Raw genomic sequence first — 14,434 nt, forward strand, 5'->3', positions numbered from 1 at the left:
CGGGCGCCATCGCAAGATCATGCCTTTCGAGCCGGGCTCGGTCGAGCAGTTGCGCGAGAGCGCCCGCGACAAGGCAGCCTCCCTCAACCAGCATGTTCTGGGCTACGGGCAAGCCGCAGAGGCCGAATGGGCCGCCGCCGGCATCCCTGCGCCTGACCTGCCGGCGATGCGGAAATACCGTCTGCAGCGCATCCGCGCCCAACTGAAGCGCCGCGGCTATGCCGGCGCGCTGCTCTACGACCCGGTCAACATCCGCTACGCCACGGATTCCACCAACATGCAGCTGTGGGTCGCCCACAACCCGACCCGCCACTGCTTCGTTGCGGCGGAAGGCCCGGTGGTGCTGTTCGATTATTTCTCCTGCGAGCACCTGTCGGACCATTCCGGTGTCGTCGACGAGGTGCGACCGGCCGTATCTTGGATGTATCTCTACGGCGGCGAGTTAAGCGAACAGCGCGTCAAGCGCTGGGCGGGTGGCATTGCCGATCTCGTGCGCGAGCATGGCGGCGGCAACCGGCGCATCGCCGTCGACCACCTCGACGCTGAAGGCGTCGAGGAACTCGCCCGACTGGGCATCACCATCGGCAACGGCGATGCCGTGATGGAGAACGCGCGGCTGATCAAGTCGCCCGACGAAATCCTTGCCATGCGTCGCTCCATCGTCGCCTGCGAGGCCGCGATGGGAGAAATGGAAGCCGCGCTGAAGCCCGGCATTTCCGAAAACGAACTGTGGGCCGAACTGCACCGCGGCAACATCGCGCGCGGCGGCGAGTGGATCGAGACGCGGCTGCTGTCGTCGGGTCCGCGCACCAATCCCTGGTTCCAGGAGTGCTCAGCGCGAAAAATCGAGGCCGGCGACCTCGTCGCGTTCGACACCGACCTCATCGGCCCTTACGGCTTCTGCGCCGACCTGTCGCGCACCTGGCTCTGCGGTGACGGCAAGCCGAGCAACGAGCAGCGAGACCTCTACCGCATCGCGGCCGACCAGATCGCCCACAACACCGACCTGATGCAGCCCGGCATCGGCTTCCGCGAACTCGCCGAGCGCTCGAAGAACCCGCCGGAGGACTGTTTTCCCGCCCGCTACGGCGTTCTCTATCATGGGGTCGGGCTGGCCGACGAATACCCGACGCTGCCGCACGCCGCCGACTGGACCGCCGACACGCCGGATGGCGTGCTCGAACCCGGCATGGTGCTCTGCGTGGAGAGCTATATCGGCCGGCTCGGCGGCCACGAAGGCGTGAAGATCGAGGAGCAGGTGCTGATCACCGAAACCGGCAACAGGCAGCTTTCGGCCTATCCGCTGGATGCGAGGCTGCTGGCCGACTGAGCTTTCTCCGGCCTTTTCGCCGTCTGGCATATCGGTTTAATGTAGAAACGGCGCTTTGGCCGGTAGCCCTCCGCGCCGCTGATACGGATAGTGGACGTGCTTTATAGCGCCCCTTCCTCCCTCTCCCGGATTGAGCCACACAATGTCACAGATTTCCCGCATCGGTTTTTCCGCCCTGGCGCTTGCAGCCAGCCTCGCAGCGCCCGCCGCTTTCGCGCAAGAAACCCTGGCCCCGAAAGTGCTGGTCATCACCATGTTCGGCGGCGAGACGAAACCCTGGCTCGAAGGCCGCAAGCTCGACACCAAGGTGGAGATACCCGGCCTGCCCAAGGAGTATCCCGAGGTCGCCTGCGATGACGCCGGGCTTTGCGTGATGACGACTGCGATGGGCTACGCCAACGCGGCAAGCTCAGTCTCGGCTGTTCTCCACAGCGGCCTTTTCGACTTGGAGAACAGCTACATCCTGATTGCCGGCATTGCCGGCGTCGACCCGGCCGACGGCACGCTGGGCTCCGCGCATTGGGCGCGTTTCGCGGTCGATGGGGGGCTGCGCCATGAGATCGACCCGCGCCAGATTCCGGCTGACTGGCCGGACGGCGTCGTCGCGCTCGGCGCCAAGCGTCCGGGCGAAAAGGCCGGCTGGGGCTCGGCAACGGAAATCTACAAGCTCAACGAAAAGCTTGCGAACAAGGCATTGGCGCTGACCGCCAAGGTCGAACTCGCCGACAGCGACGAGGCAAAGGCCTATCGCGCCGCCTACAAGACCGCGCCCGGCAACGCCGCTCCGGCGGTCAGCATCTGCGATACCCTGTCGACCGACACCTACTGGCACGGCTCGATGACCGCCAAGAGCATGGGCGACTGGGTGTCGCTGCTGACCGAAGGCGCCGGCAACTACTGCACGACCCAGATGGAGGACAACGCCACGCTGACGTCGCTGCAGCGCGGCGCCGAGGCCGGGCTGCTCCAGTTCGACCGCATCGCACTTTTGCGCACCGCATCGAACTTCGACCGCGAGCCCGAGGGCATGACCGCCGCTGAGTCGCTCAGCGCCAAATCGGGTGGCTTCGGACCGGCCACCGCCAACGCCTACCGGGTCGGCTCGAAATTCGCCGACGCGGTGATCGAAGGCTGGGCGGAATGGGAAAAGGGCGTGCCGGCGCAGTAGCTTGGAAACATCAGCTCAATAGCTGGAGCGCCATGCGCTTCAGGATCGGGGCGTCCGCCTTAACCTACCAGAGCCTCGGCCTCAGATATGCTGGCAACCGCGGCGCGCAGTTTCGCCACCAGCGCGTCCGGCGTCGTACGGGCGGTGATGTAGGGGAGGCCCTTGCGGCGGGCGGTCCAGCCGACGACATCGACCCTTGCCGCCGCCGGCTCGAAACGCTGCGCCAGCGCGAAGCTGCGGCAGTCGATTGCCGCGACGTCCGCCTTGCCTTCGGCCACCGACATGATCGACTGCCGGTGGCCGCCGCTCTCGATTTTTCCGGAGAAGATATCGAGGCTCTCGCCAGTAGCCCCCAGGTCGCGCGTCAGCGCGATGATGCCCGACATGGAATCGAGGCTGTTGTAGGCCAGGCGCTTGCCACGCAGGAGATCGAGCGGGATCGCGGCCTTGCCGTTCGCAGGCGCTGCTACATCCCCCGCAGGAGGGCTATTCCTGCGCCGCATTACTAGCGCGCTCGAGTAAAACTCCCCCTGCCCGCCCTCGAACGCGCCGTAGCTCGGCTGGCCGATCACCTGCACGTGCCGGGCAAGGCCGAGCTCCATCGGCCCCCAGCAGGTCTGTGTGAACAGCAGTTGCGGATGCAGCCACAGCGCATGGAAATCGAGTTCGTCGGGCGCAAGCGTCGCCGGGTCGGCTGCGATCACCCGGCCGTTCGCATCGCGGATGCCGCCCGGCACAGCCGGCAGGTCGGCGTTGCGCCGCACGATCCGCGCCGGTGCGTCTATGCCGTGGTCCCGCAGGGCGCCGCGAAGCCGCGCCCATTCGGCGTCGGTCTCCGCACCGGTCTCCGGCCATTCATACATGGGAAGCGCTGCGATAAATTCGGTCATGCCGTCACATCTGGAGATTGCGCGGAAGAATGCAAGCGGCGCGCAGAGATTGTCTGAAACAGGTCAGGGCGTGGCGAAAATGGTGATTTCGAGAACCGGAGCGGAGTGTACATTCGGGTACGTGAGCACCGGAAGCGCAGGAATTGCCATTTGCAGCCCGCCATCACCTGTTTCAGACAGTCTCTCACTCCTTGGGCGGCTCGGCGGGAACCGGCACGGTGCCGGCGCCGTAGGTCGAGGCATGTCCGCGCACCCGCGGCCGGAATGCCCGGCCCGCTTCCTGGGTGCGCCGCAGCACGGGATGCACCACCGGCTCCTTGGCGCGGAAGGCGAAGCTCTTCAGCAGCGCGAAGTAATTCGGGAACACATAGCCGTTGTTCATCCGCACCCATTCGTCGCGGCGCTCGCGGAAGAGCTTCGGCAGCTTGTACCAGGCAACCGTCGGGCTCTTGTGGTGAACGAAGTGCAGGTTGTTGTTGAGGAAAAGCAATGACAGCGGCGTGCGCTCGACGATGATCGTGCGCCCTTCCGGGTTCTCAGACCACTGATGTTCGGCGAAGGTGCGGATGGCGATGATTGACTGCCCGAACCAGACAGGCGCCAGCACGTAGAGCCAGAGCGGCATGCCGAACCCATAGGTGACGACGGGAATGACAACGGCCAGGCCCGCTGCGTGCACGAGCCATGCCTGGCGGATGGTGCGGTCGCCGGCGGCAATCAGCTTGGCGTCGTCGATGATGAAGCCGACGACCGAGAGCCAGGGACCGATGAAGAAGCGCCCGACCATGGTGTTGTTGATGCGCAGCAGCCATTTCATCGTCGCAGGCAGCTCTTCATGCTGCCACATCGCTTGATAATAGCTTTCGGGATCGTCGAGCGGGTCGGTCAGCCGTTCGTCGGCATGATGCCTGAGGTGGATGGTCTTGAAGCGGCGGAATGGCCAGACGATGCCGATCGGCAGGAATACGAAAGCCTCGTTGACCCGGGCATCGCGCGTCGGATGCCCGTGAAGCACTTCGTGCATCAGCGACGATTGCAGCGCGATTGTCAGAATCAGCAAGGCGAGCGCGGTGATCGGATAGTGAGGCCAGATCAGGAAACCGGCCGCCGCCCAGGCCACATAACATGCGATGATGAGAAGTATTGTGGGCCACTCGATCTTTGGCGTGGCGCCGCGTCTTTTTGTGTCTGCTTTCGATCCCATATACCTCAACGACCTTCCGAATCGCTGGAGCTTCCCCAAGCTCCTGACAAGACGTTGTCAGTAAGCAAGCGGAGATTCAACGCGACAATGCGCTTGAAGTGTTGATATTGCGCACCTTAAGTCGCAAATGTTATACTTAGTGAACATATTTGGGTAAAAATTAACATTTTGCCGGCTTCGACCGCTTTTGGCGGGTTTAGACCGGCTGCACGACCAGCTTTCAGGAAGGCCGACGAATGGACAAGCGAGACCTTTCCACCCTGTTCCGCGAGCGGCTCAAAATCCTTCTCACGCGCTCCGGCGCCAACCAGTCCGCCTTCGCTGCCTCGGTCGGCATCGACCGCTCCGCATTGTCCCAGCTGCTGGCCGGCGCCTCGACCCGCCTGCCGAGGGCCGAAACGCTGCTCAACATCGCTGCCGAGCACAAGGTGTCGCTCGACTGGCTTCTCGGCCTCAGCCAGGACGAGGGACTGACCGGCGAAATCCGCGAAAGCCTGGAGATCGAGGAAGGGTCGAACGACCGCAACCACACTTTGCTCGCGCGCTGGCATGCCGAGGCGGCCGGCACGAAAATCCGTTACGTGCCGGCTGGCATCCCCGATCTCCTACGCACCGATGCGCTGATTGACTACGAAGCCGACATTTCCCACCGCAACCGCGAAAAGCAGGCAGGCGAAACGCAATACCGCATCGAATACAACCGCCGGCCGGAGACCGACATGGAGGTCTGCATGCCGCGGCACACGCTGGAAATCTTTGCGCGCGGGCTCGGCGTGTGGAGCGGATTTTCGCAGGATGCGCGCCGCGACCAGTTGAACCACATGGCCGACCTGCTCGACGACCTCTATCCGACCTTCCGGCTTTTTCTCTATGACGGGCGGGTGCGTTATTCCGTGCCCTACACGATCTTCGGCTCGCTACGCGCCGCCATCTATGTCGGCGACATGTATATGGTGCTCAACGCCACCCAGCCGGTTCGCACCCTGACCCGGCATTTCGACAACCTGGTGCGCGCCGCCGAAATCAACGCCCATGAGGCGGCGGCATTCGCCCGCAATCTTGCCGGCGTCTCGTTCGATGGCGACGGCATCTGATCACGCTGGCCTGTCGGTTGGGGTAGCCGAGGCCTGACCGCAACGCACCCTGTTGATGTTAGCTTGCCGTCAGCGCCCCGTTGAGGAAAAAATGCCAAACCGAACCGTCATCCCGCCGCAATCCGGCCGCGCCATTCGCGTGTCGAGAGGCGATCTGATCCGCATCGTCGATCCCCAGGGCCAGCAGGTCGCCGACCTGTGGGCCTTCACCACCGGCGAAACACTCGACTGGCTGAGCACGTCGCACACGCGCGATATCGGCGAGCGGCTTTTCCCGGCGATGGGCGAGCGTTTTTACAGCACTGCCGGCAAGCCGCTGCTCACACTCGTCGAGGATGGGTCGCCCGGCCCGCACGACATGCTTTATCCCGCCTGCAGCAATGCCCTCTACGAGCGCGCCGGCTTCCATGGCCATCCCAACTGCCAGGACAATCTTCACAAGGCGCTGGCGGCCGAGGGCATCACGCTCCCCTTCACGCCGGACCCGGTCGACCTGTTCCAGAATTCCATGCCCCTGCCCGATGGCCGGCTCGATGTCTACGCGTCCATCAATCCGCCCGGCGGTTACATCACGCTGCGGGCCGAACAGGACCTGCTGCTGGTCGTCACCGCCTGCTCGGTCGACTATTACCCTACCAATGGCGGCGTCTGCACCGAAATCGAGGTCGAGGTCACGCGACCGGAATAATCGCGGTTAGCCCGACGCGTCATTGACTAGACATAAAGACTTCTTTATATCCTTATCACTTCCTTTATTTGAAAGCTGTTCCCGATGACGACCAATCCGATCGACGCCCTTCTGGCCGAAAAAGGCGTTCTGCTGGCCGATGGCGCCACCGGAACCAATCTTTTCGCCATGGGCCTCGAAGCCGGCGAGGCGCCGGAGTTGCTCAACGACACCGCGCCCGACAAGATCACGGCGCTGCACCAGAATTTCGTCGATGCCGGCGCCGACATCATCCTGACCAATTCGTTCGGCGGCACCCGCCACCGGCTGAAGCTGCATCATGCGCAGGACCGCGTGCACGAGCTCAACAAGCGCGCCGCCGAAATCGCCCGCGCCGTTGCCGACAAGGCCGGCCGCAAGGTGATCGTCGCCGGTTCGGTCGGCCCGACCGGCGAGCTTCTGGTGCCGCTCGGCGCCATGACCTATGAGGAAGCGGTCGATGCCTTCGCCGACCAGATCGAGGGCCTGAAGGCTGGTGGCGCCGAAGTCGCCTGGATTGAGACCATGTCGGCGCCGGACGAAATCCGCGCTGCGGCGGAAGCCGCCATCCGCGTCGGCCTGCCCTACACTTACACCGGTTCCTTCGACACTGCCGGCCGCACCATGATGGGCCTGCTGCCGAAGGATATTCACGGCGTGGCCGACGGCCTTGCCGAAGCGCCGCTTGGCGTTGGCGCCAATTGCGGTGTCGGCGCATCCGACATTCTGGCCTCGCTGCTCGACATGACTGAAGCGAAACCCGAAGCGACGGTGATCGTGAAAGGCAATTGCGGCATCCCGGAATTCCGCGGCGCCGAGATACACTATTCCGGCACCCCGGAACTGATGGCCGATTATGTGCGCCTCGCGGTCGACGGCGGCGCCAGGATCATCGGTGGCTGCTGCGGCACGTCATTTGCCCATCTCGCCGCCATGCGCCAGGCTCTCGATGCGCACAAGAAGGCTGAACGCCCGACCGTCGAAGCCATTGTCAGCCGCATCGGCCCGCTGCGCAACAAGCAGGCTAGCGCCAACACCGCCGAGACGAGCGACGCGCGCCGCGAACGTCGCCGCGCCCGCGTCTAGCATTTTGCAGCCAAATGAAATCATTTGGCGTCCGCATAAATGCAGGCAAAACAAATAGTTGGAGCGAGTTTCTGGTTCTGAAGAACCGGAACGCTCTGAGAAAGCCGGCCTGATTATTCGCTGTTTTCCGCGTAGAGCGAGCGCGCCGATTTGAAATCGGTGCCCGCGCTTTGCGGATCGCGCCGCATCATCATCACCGCATCGGACGAGCCCGCTCCTGAAACCTGTTCCAGGACCAGGCGAAAACGTTCGTTGTTCAGGGCGGACAAGGCGGTTCTGCGGGCTTCTGCTACGTCGTTTTTCATCGTCTGGGCCGGTGTTTCGAGGTCGGAGGCGATGTCGTCTGCGCGATCTGCAGGCTGCGGCGCCGTTCTGGAGGGCACGTAGACATAACGGCTGCGCGCCGCGTCTTCCGTGGTGGCAGGCGCCTGCTGCGGCTGACTCCGGTTCTCCCCCTCGGTGGATGCGGCAGGCTGGCCGGTCGTAGAAACAGTCAGGGCAAGTCTCGCCCCCAGGCCTCCAAGCAGCATTTCATCCCCCGACAGAATTGACCCCCCGCTTCTAGCAGCCGGCTCCTGCCATCCTGTTTTGAAAAATGGCGGCAATTGATTAAAATTGTTGCCTGTTTTCTCCGGCAGACCGAGACAAGTTTATCATTCCCGCGAAGGAAATATTTCCGGCTGCTGTGCGAGCAAGCCGGCAGTCGTCTTCTGGAACATCGCATGCGCCTCTCCCTTCTGATCGGCTTTCTCCTTGCATCGGCGCTCGCCGAAACCGCGCAAGCGGTCGAAGTGTCGTTTTCGACGCCCCGCACCTCGTCGGAGCTGACGTCAACCCTTGCCATCGGCCAGCCGGTTTTCATCGAAGTCGCCTATACCGGAGACCGCGAGATGCGGTTCCAGGCCAGGGCCTTCAGCGCCGGCGAATTCCTCGATGCCGGCCAGGTGATCAACCTGCCCCTGCCCCAACCATCCGGCAGCAATACGGCGCTGGTCTGGGTCCAGTTCGAGACGGCGGCGGCAGCCGACGAGATCCGGGTCACGGCCTTCGACGCCATGAACAAGCCGATCGCCGTCCGCTCGCTGAAGGCAGATCTTCGCTGGACCGGAGATCCCGCGACGCGTCTCCCTCAGCCCGCATGGGTGGATGGCCTCATGCAACAGCAGGACAGCTACGCCGAGCGACGCCAGCACGAGATCGACGCTGCCCGCGAAGGCGTGATCAGCAGGTTTTTCGGGCTGGTCGGCGGTTACGTCGGCGGATAGCGCCGCTTGAAATCGAACGGCAGGCGAGGATGATCCTTCGCCCGCCGCCCAACGTCGCGCCAACGCTTGGGGAAGCTACTTGCCGCCATCCAGCGCCGCGGCCAGCCGCACCAGCGACAGGAATTCCGCCCGATAGCCGAACGGATCGGCGCCGCGTGCCGCCGTGGCGATCTCGGCGATGCGGTCGTAGTTGATGCCGGCAACCTGGTCGGTGCCGCGAAGCTTCTGCCCGAATGCCGCCACAGCCACGGAAAAGCGCTGGTCGGCGCTCGCCGCGTCGAAATTGGCGACTTCGTTGGCCGATGTGACCGGGGTGCTGATCAGCTTGGAGACGTCGCCGTCCGGCGCCTTGTAGCGGATCTTCACGAAGGCGTATTCGTCGGCATTGGCCACACCCGTCGGATTGTCGGTTCTCGCCTGCCCGTAGCGCAGGTCGTCGATCGCCGTTGCCGGACTGCCCTTCGGCGTGATCTCGTAGATCGCCGTCACCGCATGGCCGGCGCCGATCTCGCCCGCGTCGACGCGGTCGTTGTTGAAGTCCTCGCGGTTGAGCGCCCGCGTCTCGTAGCCGATCAGCCGGTACTCTGAGACTTTCTGCGGGTTGAACTCGACCTGGATCTTCACGTCCTTGGCGATCGGGAACAACGTCGACGAAGCGTCCTGCACCAGCACCTTCTCGGCTTCGGCCAGCGTGTCGATATAGGCGGCGGTGCCGTTGCCGTTCTGGGCGATGGTTTGCATCATCTGGTCGTTGAGGTTGCCGCGGCCGAAGCCGAATACCGACAGGAAGACGCCGCTCTTGCGCTTTTCCTCGATGATGCGCTTCAGGTCGTCATCATCGGTCTGGCCGACGTTGAAATCCCCGTCGGTCGCCAGCATCACCCGGTTGACGCCGTCCTTGACGAAGGACTTTTCCGCCAGCCGGTAGGCTTCCCGGATGCCCGCCTCGCCCGCCGTCGAGCCGCCGGGGGTAAGCGTGTCCACCGCGTTCAGGATTTTCTGGCGCTCGGAGGCCTTGGTCGGTTCGAGCACCGTGCCTGCATTGCCGGCATAGGTGACGATCGAGACCGTATCGTCGGGGCCGAGCCTGTTGACCAGCAGGCGGAACGCGGATTTCAGCAGCGGCAGCTTGTCCGGTTCGTCCATCGAGCCCGACACGTCGAGCAGGAAGACCAGATTGGCCTTCGGCTTCTCCGCTGGCTTCACGTCGTAGCCCTTGATGGCGACATGCATCAGCCTGGTGTTGGCGTTCCACGGCGTCGGCATCACGGTGATCGTGGAATTGAACGGCGTCGAAGCCTCGTCCGGGCCTTTCCAGTCATAGGGGAAGTAGTTGATCATCTCCTCGACACGCACGGTGTCGGGCTGCGGCAGCAGGCCCTCCTTTAGCGAGCGGCGCACGAAGGAATAGGAGGCCGTATCGACATCGATTGAGAAGGTCGAGACCGGGTCCTCCAGCGCCGATCGCACCGGATTGGTCTTGAAATCCTCGATGCGATCGCGGCTTTCGGCTTCCGGCTGCATGGGTTCGGGCGGCGCCGGCAGCGATGCGATGGCCTGATCCGCCATCGGCTTGCTGGCAACGCTTGGCTCAAATGCGCGGCTGCGCGCCGCATCGGCCGGTGCAGGTGCCGCCTCAAGGGCCGTGCTGCCCGCTGCGGCGCTCTCTTGGAGCACCGGCGCGCTCGCCGCCGGCGCCTCCTGCTTGGGCGTCGATTGCGGTTCGGCGGAAAGCTGCGCCGCCGCATCGGGCAATGCATTGTCGCGCGAAAGCGCATCCCGTTCGGCCTTGGCCAGCGCGTCCGCCGGTTTTTCGGCGGGTGCTGCGGTTTCGCTGACGGACTTTTGCGGCGCAGCCCCGAACGGCGCTTCCTGAAGCAGGTAGAAGGTGGCGTAGCCGGCGACCGGCAGCGCGACGAGCCCGGCAAGTGCCGGCGTTGCGATGAGTTTCCTTTGCATGATCTCACTCCAGAGCCTGGTTGCTCGTTCGGTGAGACGAACGCCGTGCCGGGTTCCTTGGCCGGCGGTGGAGGTTTTTTCGAGATTGAAGGCCTCCCGCGCGGCTTCAAGGGCGCGCGCCTTGGCTTGCGCGCTCGGCGATGGCGCCGGGCTGTTCCTTAAAACGTCGAATTCGTCGTCTTTGTTAGCCATGGTCACACTTCCCCGGCCCGGCGCATCAGCACCTTGAGCCGCTTTTTCGCTTCATGGATGTGCCAGGAAACGGTCGCTTCCGCGCAACCCATCGTTTCGGCCGCCGCGGCATGGCTGAAGCCCTCGCCATAGACCAGAACCACGGCCTCGCATTGCTTGTCCGGCAACGTCCGCACCGCGTTCCACATCGCTTCTGCGGGATCGTCGGGCAGCAGACCCGTTGCGCCGGAGACCAGCGCATGGACACCGTAGGCCTCGGTCTTGACCGCATCCCGCCTCGCCTTGCGGGCGAGATCGCGCGCCGCGTTGAGGGTCAGTGTGTAGAGCCAGCTTGTGAACGCCGCATTGCCCTTGAAGCCGCGTATGGCGCGGCCGAGCCTGATGCATACCTCCTGCGCGATATCCTCGGCGTCGGCCCGGCTACCGCACCAGCGGTAGGCGACCCGGTAGACGAAATCATAGTGACGTTCGACCAGCCTGCCGAACGCCGTCTCGTCCCCGTCGCGCGCCAGTCCGATCAACAGGCCGTCGGACGCATCGCCCTTTTCCAGCATCCCCACTTCCAGCGTCATTGCCATCATCGACATGTGAGACGAGGCGATTGTGGCGTTCCTTGGGGTGCCCGATACTTATTTTTGCGCCTGCGGCCGCCCTCGATATTTAGTCGGATAGCCCAAAAGTAAACAAAGTCTTGCCAAAGCCATAATCCGCATTCAAGCTAATGGATTGAGGGAAACATGGGTGGCAACCCCGTTTGTTTCTGCGTTGAACACACCGTCGGCTGGTCGGAGGGGCAGGAGTTGGCCCGGTCGAGACGTCGGTAGGCGTGGAGAGTTCAGTATTGCAAAGCCTGTTCGGGCGAAAATCTGCGGGTCCGGCAAAACCTCGTGCGCGCACGCAATGGCGCGCGCCTGAAAGCCGGCCGCTGCAGCTTGGAGGCGACAACAACCCGTTTCGCCGGGGTGGCAAACCGGACGCAATGACGGCCGGTTTGGGTTTGATCGCCTTGCTTGGTGTCGGTCTGCTGGCTGCCTTCGTCGTCGACCAGACCGCGAGTTCCCAGGCGGAAGCCGGGCCTCAGGCAATGGCCGAGCCCGCGCCGCAACCCGTCGAGGCCCCGGTGGCGGCGCAAGCCCGCAAACCCGAGCCACAGTCCGAAGAGAAAGCCCCGGCTCCGGTCGAGGCCACAGCCATTGCACCGGCGACCGCGCCGAGACCTGAGCCCGCGACAGCATCCCAGCCGGTACAGCCGCCGCAGGCTGCTGCCCTGCCGGTTGCCGCACCTGAGCCCGAGATCGCGGTAATCCCGTCCGACGACCCACGCTGGGCGGTTGTTGCGGCCAACAACGCGATGGCCATAGCGGCGCTCAATTCCACCACTGTGGACGGCGAGACGCTGCCGGCTCCCACCGATGTGGTCGCAGCGGCTTTCGCCGAGGCTGAGCCGCAGATCGGCGCCGGGAACGTCCCGATCCCGATGCCCAAACCGGTGGACGACCCGATCGTCACGGCCGCCGTTGCTCGCAAGGCGAAGGCAGTGCAGGTGCCGCTGCCCAGCGACCCGATCTCCGGAATCGTCCAAAGGCAGGCGCAGGCACAGACGTCCCGTCAGGTAAGGATCCGGACCGCGGTGAAAATGCGCTCGGGGCCCGCCGACGAGGCATCCGTCATCACCGTCGTGCCGGGCAACGCCACCGTCAGTCTTGTCGGATGCAAATCGTGGTGCGAAATCGTCTTCAACGACCGCCGCGGCTTCGTCTACAAGGGCTTCGTCATCAGATAGCGCGGTTCGCCCTATGGTGTGTCGAGATTGAGGTCAGGCCGAGCCATTTGCAGGCCGGCATCACCTGAATATCAACACACTGTTCCTCGGAATAATCGCGCCTCTCCCGGCGTTGGTGTGATTGACGCCAGCCCTCCGGCTGCAACGCATCATTCCAAGGGAGACACGACATGAAGACGATCGCTTTAGGGTTCGCCGCATTGCTGCTGACCTCGGCCGCCGCATTCGCCGAGGAGCCCGCCAAGGCCATGGATAGCTCGGCCGGCAAGGTCTACACCGACGCCAAGGGCATGACGCTTTACACCTTCGACAAGGACGAAGCCGGCAAGTCCAACTGCTACGACAAATGCGCCACCAACTGGCCGCCTTTCATGGCCGCCGCCGACGCCAAGGCGGAAGGCGAATGGAGCCTCGTCGAGCGCACCGACGGCACCAAGATGTGGGCCTATGAAGGCAAGCCGCTATACACCTACATCGACGACAAGAAGGCCGGCGACGTCACCGGCGAAGGCAAGGGTGGCGTCTGGCACGTCGCAAAGGCGGACTGACACGAACGCCCTCGGCGTCGATCAGTGCGGTCAATGTCGTAAGGTCTCCGGTGATTTGCCCAGCGTCTCGCAATTTCGCTGGGCTGTCGAGCACGGCTCGTGAAAACCTTTCGTGGCCTCGCGCGTTAGGCATTCTCCAGGAACCGGAGATGACCCATGCCCGCACAAGCTTCGGCCAAGGCTGCGGAACGCAAGCAGCGCATCATCCAGAAGAAGGTCGATGCCGACGATCGCCGTAAGCCCGATCGGGCCGATGGGAAGGCCATGCAGGCTGGCGCCCGAAAATATCCCGCGCCGCCCTTCCCCAGGCAGCATCACCCCAAGCCCGGCGAGGAATGGAAGATCGAACCGGCGCCGATGTACGAGGCGCCGTTCTGGATCGGCTCGAAAAAGCTCGACGGCAAGGTGGCGCTGATCACCGGCGGCGATTCCGGCATTGGCCGTGCAGTCGCCGTGCTTTTTGCCCGCGAGGGCGCCGATGTGGCTATTTCATATCTTTCGGAACACCGGGATGCCGAGGCGACGAAGCAGGCGGTCGAGAAGGAAGGCGGGCGCTGCATCCTGCTGCCGGGCGACGTCAGCCAGCGCCGCTATTGCAGAAAAGCGGTGGCCGACACCGTGAAGAAGCTCGGCCGCCTCGACGTGCTAGTCAACAACGCCGCCTTTCAGGTCCATTCAGCCGAATTCGCCGACCTCACCGAAAAACATTTCGACACCACGCTGAAGACCAATCTTTACGGTTATTTCCACATGGCGCAGGAAGCCGTGCCGCACATGAAGCCGGGTTCGGCGATCATCAACACCGGCTCCATCACAGGCATCGACGGCTCGAAGGAACTGGTCGACTATTCGATGACCAAGGGCGGCATCCACGCCTTCACCCGCGCACTCTCGGGCAACCTTGTCGGCAAGGGCATTCGGGTCAATGCGGTGGCTCCGGGGCCGGTGTGGACCCCGCTCAACCCTTCGGAAAAGGAAGCCGAGGACGTCTCCAAATTCGGCGCCAAGACACCGATGAAACGCCCAGCCCAGCCGGAGGAGATCGCGCCTGCCTATGTGTTCCTGGCCTCGCCGCAATGTTCCAGCTACATCACCGGCGAAATCCTGCCGATCATCGGCGGGTATTAGAGCATTTTGCAGCCAAATGAATTCATTTGGTGTCCGCAAAAATGCGGCAAAACAAATAGTTAGAGCGAATTACCGGTTCTG

At 63.7% G+C, this 14,434-nt stretch carries 14 protein-coding genes; 9 read left to right on the forward strand and 5 right to left on the reverse strand.

Annotated features, from left to right (window positions below; translation table 11 throughout):
• Positions 1–19 precede the first annotated feature (19 nt).
• Together F3H98_RS01075 and F3H98_RS01080 are read left to right on the forward strand one after the other, a co-directional pair.
• Positions 20–1,330 carry a M24 family metallopeptidase gene (locus F3H98_RS01075; RefSeq protein ID WP_149758324.1) on the forward strand — a complete coding sequence of 437 codons (1,311 nt, stop codon included), beginning with the start codon at positions 20–22 and terminating at the stop codon, positions 1,328–1,330.
• A gap of 142 nt (positions 1,331–1,472) precedes the next feature.
• The gene (locus F3H98_RS01080; RefSeq protein WP_149757404.1) at positions 1,473–2,498 is read left to right on the forward strand and encodes a purine-nucleoside phosphorylase; all 1,026 of its coding nucleotides are present in this window, start codon (positions 1,473–1,475) and stop codon (positions 2,496–2,498) included.
• A gap of 59 nt (positions 2,499–2,557) precedes the next feature.
• Here F3H98_RS01080 and F3H98_RS01085 read toward each other — a convergent pair whose 3' ends face one another.
• Both F3H98_RS01085 and F3H98_RS01090 read right to left on the reverse strand, forming a co-directional pair.
• Positions 2,558–3,388: a phosphate/phosphite/phosphonate ABC transporter substrate-binding protein gene (locus F3H98_RS01085; protein WP_149757406.1), complete on the reverse strand. Its 831-nt coding sequence runs from the start codon at positions 3,386–3,388 to the stop codon at positions 2,558–2,560.
• Positions 3,389–3,572: 184 nt separating this feature from the next.
• Positions 3,573–4,592 (reverse strand): fatty acid desaturase, encoded by a 1,020-nt coding sequence (locus F3H98_RS01090; RefSeq protein WP_149757408.1) that lies wholly within the window; start codon positions 4,590–4,592, stop codon positions 3,573–3,575.
• A 236-nt stretch (positions 4,593–4,828) separates the two neighbouring features.
• Between F3H98_RS01090 and F3H98_RS01095 the strand changes: the two genes are divergently transcribed.
• The 3 genes from F3H98_RS01095 (at position 4,829) to bmt (ending at position 7,478) form a co-directional block, all read left to right on the forward strand.
• Positions 4,829–5,686 (forward strand): helix-turn-helix domain-containing protein, encoded by an 858-nt coding sequence (locus tag F3H98_RS01095; protein ID WP_149757410.1) that lies wholly within the window; start codon positions 4,829–4,831, stop codon positions 5,684–5,686.
• A gap of 91 nt (positions 5,687–5,777) precedes the next feature.
• A complete protein-coding gene (locus F3H98_RS01100; protein ID WP_149757412.1) occupies positions 5,778–6,374 on the forward strand; it encodes a DUF1989 domain-containing protein in 597 nt (198 codons plus the stop codon).
• Positions 6,375–6,458: 84 nt separating this feature from the next.
• A complete protein-coding gene (bmt, locus tag F3H98_RS01105) occupies positions 6,459–7,478 on the forward strand; it encodes a betaine--homocysteine S-methyltransferase (protein ID WP_149757415.1) in 1,020 nt (339 codons plus the stop codon).
• 113 nt (positions 7,479–7,591) lie between these two features.
• Here the strand turns inward: bmt and F3H98_RS31685 are convergent, their stop codons facing one another.
• Positions 7,592–8,008, reverse strand: a complete 417-nt coding sequence (locus F3H98_RS31685; protein WP_244621553.1) for a hypothetical protein — start codon at positions 8,006–8,008, stop codon at positions 7,592–7,594.
• 192 nt (positions 8,009–8,200) lie between these two features.
• Here F3H98_RS31685 and F3H98_RS01115 point away from each other — a divergent pair, with 192 nt between their 5' ends.
• Complete coding sequence (locus F3H98_RS01115) at positions 8,201–8,743, forward strand: hypothetical protein (protein ID WP_149757417.1); 543 nt, start codon at positions 8,201–8,203, stop codon at positions 8,741–8,743.
• Between the two features lie 75 nt (positions 8,744–8,818).
• Here the strand turns inward: F3H98_RS01115 and F3H98_RS01120 are convergent, their stop codons facing one another.
• Both F3H98_RS01120 and F3H98_RS01125 read right to left on the reverse strand, forming a co-directional pair.
• Entirely contained in the window at positions 8,819–10,894 is a 2,076-nt protein-coding gene (locus F3H98_RS01120; RefSeq protein ID WP_149757419.1) for a vWA domain-containing protein, read from the reverse strand.
• Positions 10,895–10,896: 2 nt separating this feature from the next.
• Positions 10,897–11,475: an RNA polymerase sigma factor gene (locus F3H98_RS01125; protein WP_149758330.1), complete on the reverse strand. Its 579-nt coding sequence runs from the start codon at positions 11,473–11,475 to the stop codon at positions 10,897–10,899.
• A gap of 398 nt (positions 11,476–11,873) precedes the next feature.
• On the opposite strand from F3H98_RS01125, the gene F3H98_RS01130 reads away from it, so the two are divergent.
• From F3H98_RS01130 to F3H98_RS01140, 3 genes are all read left to right on the forward strand, one after another.
• Complete coding sequence (locus F3H98_RS01130; RefSeq protein WP_149757421.1) at positions 11,874–12,677, forward strand: SH3 domain-containing protein; 804 nt, start codon at positions 11,874–11,876, stop codon at positions 12,675–12,677.
• Positions 12,678–12,847: 170 nt separating this feature from the next.
• On the forward strand, positions 12,848–13,225 hold the full coding sequence (locus tag F3H98_RS01135; protein WP_149757422.1) for a COG4315 family predicted lipoprotein: 378 nt from the start codon (positions 12,848–12,850) through the stop codon (positions 13,223–13,225).
• Between the two features lie 156 nt (positions 13,226–13,381).
• Positions 13,382–14,353 carry an SDR family oxidoreductase gene (locus tag F3H98_RS01140; RefSeq protein ID WP_149757424.1) on the forward strand — a complete coding sequence of 324 codons (972 nt, stop codon included), beginning with the start codon at positions 13,382–13,384 and terminating at the stop codon, positions 14,351–14,353.
• Positions 14,354–14,434: the final 81 nt, after the last annotated feature.

This window comes from Neomesorhizobium albiziae (genome assembly GCF_900114255.1).
Classification (GTDB): domain Bacteria; phylum Pseudomonadota; class Alphaproteobacteria; order Rhizobiales; family Rhizobiaceae; genus Neomesorhizobium; species Neomesorhizobium albiziae.

Coding starts and splice junctions, on each gene's coding strand:
- F3H98_RS01120 (WP_149757419.1), bottom strand. CDS start 10,894: ATGGCTAACAAAGACGACGAATTCGACGTTTTAAGGAACAGCCCGGCG.
- F3H98_RS01075 (WP_149758324.1), top strand. CDS start 20: ATGCCTTTCGAGCCGGGCTCGGTCGAGCAGTTGCGCGAGAGCGCCCGC.
- F3H98_RS01130 (WP_149757421.1), top strand. CDS start 11,874: ATGACGGCCGGTTTGGGTTTGATCGCCTTGCTTGGTGTCGGTCTGCTG.
- F3H98_RS01100 (WP_149757412.1), top strand. CDS start 5,778: ATGCCAAACCGAACCGTCATCCCGCCGCAATCCGGCCGCGCCATTCGC.
- F3H98_RS01085 (WP_149757406.1), bottom strand. CDS start 3,388: ATGACCGAATTTATCGCAGCGCTTCCCATGTATGAATGGCCGGAGACC.
- F3H98_RS01115 (WP_149757417.1), top strand. CDS start 8,201: ATGCGCCTCTCCCTTCTGATCGGCTTTCTCCTTGCATCGGCGCTCGCC.
- F3H98_RS01140 (WP_149757424.1), top strand. CDS start 13,382: ATGCCCGCACAAGCTTCGGCCAAGGCTGCGGAACGCAAGCAGCGCATC.
- F3H98_RS01095 (WP_149757410.1), top strand. CDS start 4,829: ATGGACAAGCGAGACCTTTCCACCCTGTTCCGCGAGCGGCTCAAAATC.
- F3H98_RS31685 (WP_244621553.1), bottom strand. CDS start 8,008: ATGCTGCTTGGAGGCCTGGGGGCGAGACTTGCCCTGACTGTTTCTACG.
- bmt (WP_149757415.1), top strand. CDS start 6,459: ATGACGACCAATCCGATCGACGCCCTTCTGGCCGAAAAAGGCGTTCTG.
- F3H98_RS01080 (WP_149757404.1), top strand. CDS start 1,473: ATGTCACAGATTTCCCGCATCGGTTTTTCCGCCCTGGCGCTTGCAGCC.
- F3H98_RS01135 (WP_149757422.1), top strand. CDS start 12,848: ATGAAGACGATCGCTTTAGGGTTCGCCGCATTGCTGCTGACCTCGGCC.
- F3H98_RS01125 (WP_149758330.1), bottom strand. CDS start 11,475: ATGATGGCAATGACGCTGGAAGTGGGGATGCTGGAAAAGGGCGATGCG.
- F3H98_RS01090 (WP_149757408.1), bottom strand. CDS start 4,592: ATGGGATCGAAAGCAGACACAAAAAGACGCGGCGCCACGCCAAAGATC.